This is a genomic window from Methanosphaera sp. A6 (genome assembly GCF_001729395.1).
GTDB classification, from domain to species: Archaea; Methanobacteriota; Methanobacteria; order Methanobacteriales; family Methanobacteriaceae; genus Methanosphaera; species Methanosphaera stadtmanae.
This window is the reverse complement of the sequence record NZ_MAIF01000087.1, coordinates 1-2,377: the sequence shown is the minus strand read 5'-3', so window position 1 is coordinate 2,377 and position 2,377 is coordinate 1. Positions and strand designations below refer to the sequence as shown.

At 24.5% G+C, this 2,377-nt stretch carries 2 protein-coding genes; one reads left to right on the top strand and one right to left on the bottom strand.

What is annotated here, in order from left to right; all coding sequences use genetic code 11:
- Positions 1 to 30: 30 nt before the first annotated feature.
- A complete protein-coding gene (locus A9758_RS02900) occupies positions 31 to 537 on the top strand; it encodes a hypothetical protein (RefSeq protein ID WP_011406290.1) in 507 nt (168 codons plus the stop codon).
- Positions 538 to 711: 174 nt separating this feature from the next.
- Here A9758_RS02900 and A9758_RS02895 read toward each other — a convergent pair whose 3' ends face one another.
- Positions 712 to 2,187, bottom strand: coding sequence for a sodium-dependent transporter (locus A9758_RS02895; protein WP_011406289.1), 1,476 nt, complete (start codon positions 2,185 to 2,187; stop codon positions 712 to 714).
- Positions 2,188 to 2,377: the final 190 nt, after the last annotated feature.

The window sequence follows — 2,377 nt, the reverse complement described above, 5'->3', positions numbered from 1 at the left end:
TCTTTTTTTTAAAATAAATGGGAGATTAAAATGGATACTAAAAAATTAAGTATTTTAGTTATACTTTTAATAGTTTTAGTAGGAGTTTGTGGAGTATTCTTCTTTACAATGAATGATAATAGTCCTAAATTAAATTTTACAACCCCTACAGGTTATAAAGTAATAAATTCCACAGATAAAACAATTAAAATATCTGATTCTAAAACTATAATCAAAGTTGATAGACTTAAAACAAATGAAACAGTTAAAGATTTAGTTGATGATTTTAACAAAAAACATGCAAATAATTACACTATAGAAAATTATTCATCAAATTATAATAATATTTCTATTGAAGGTGTTATAGTTTCAAATGCAACTGATAACGACACCGATGATGATATGAACACTGTTGATAATAATACAAGTAATGCTTATCATTTCTGGTATAGTAAAGATAACAACACATATCACATATTTGTTAAAGGTAAAATGAATGAAACATTTAAAGAATCTACAATAGAATCAATAGTTAATTCTACTAAAATCTTAAACTAAAAAAAATAGTGTTTTAATTAATAAGAAAAAAAGAATTTATATTTTTTTTATTAACTATACACTCAATTTTTATACTTTTTCAAAAAAAAATAAAAAATCTCTTTATAATAATAATTCTAAAAGAAATTAATCTAAAAAAAAAAATAAGAAAAACTAACAATTAATGTTAGTTTTTTAGTAATCTTCAACTTTTGCTGGAATTTTTGTTAGTATCAATGGAACAATAAACAATGCCACCAATAACAACAATTGTACTGTGTTTGTAAATGTATCATTTGTTATTAATGACTCAGAAATACCTTTAATCCATATTATGAATATAATTATTGGAATAATGTATTTCATCCATATTTTCCATTTAGGTCCTATTTTTAGGAAGGTTGCATTCTTATTTATTCCAGGTAGAATTTTATCAATTCCATAAATCCATGTAATTAATATAAGTTCAATAATTACATTTAACACCACACCAAATTGATTTATGAATGTGTCAAATACTCCTACTAAACTACTTCCCAAGGAAGTTGTAAATAGTAATGATATTATAAATCCTACAACACAACATATTGTCACTGCTTTTTTTCTTTCAAAACCAAATTTATCTCTAAGTGATAAGATAATAGGTTCCATTATTGAAATATTTGATGTTATACCTGCAAATAATAATGCTATAAAGAATAAAGGCCCAATAATATAACCTATAAATCCCATTACATTAAATATTTGAGGGAATGCTACAAATGCTAATGTAGTTCCTTGTGTTACAAGTTCATTAATAGGAATTCCATGTGTTGTACTCATAAAACCAAGTATTCCAAAAATTCCTATTGCTGTAAATACTTCAAATGAACTATTTGCTAAAGCTACAAGTAGTACATTTTTAGGAATATTAACATCATCTGGAAGATATGCAGTATATGCAACAACAATACACATACCTATACTAAGTGAAAATAAAATTTGACTTAGTGCTGCAATCCATATGTCTGAATTAGTAATTGCTGATAAATCTGGTGTTAGGAGAGTTAATACACCAAAACCTGATCCTGGTAATGTAAGAGCAAATGCCACTATAATTATCATTATAATAAATAATAAGGGTGTTAATATTTTATTAAATTTACCTATTCCCTTATTTATATCATGATGTGAAATATACCATAATATAATCCATACAATTGTAAGTGCAATAAGAACATATATTGCTATATGAAACAATCCACTTACATCTGTTGTTGATTCTAGTATTACTGTATTCAGAAAATTATCTGGATTTGAACCCCAACCTTTAAAAAAGCTTAATGGAACATACAATAGATTCCATGCTACTACACATACATAGTATGTTAAAATAAAAAAGGTTGATGTTTGAATAAACCATCCTATATATTCATATTTTGTATTAATTTTACGAAGAATTTTACTCATACCCGACTTGAATTTATATCCAGTACCATATTCAATAAATAGTAATGGAATTCCAAGACATATTATTGAAATAATATATGGAAGTATAAATGCTCCTCCACCATTGGTATATGCAACATATGGATAACGCCATATATTTCCTAATCCGACAGCAGACCCAATCATGGCAAGTATAAAGCTTATATTACTTTCCCATCTAGGAGAAGAACTTTTTTGAGACATGTAGTCACCTCTTTAATAATAATTAAAATATCTTAAATTTTAATCTACTAAATTATTTAATTTAATACAATAAATTTATTAAAAAGCGTTATATTAAAAAAAACCCTGATTTTTTAAATAAAAAGAATTAATTTAATTTTTTGTCCTGTTTTATTAAATATAATTAGATAATATTTTTTTGATATTTTTA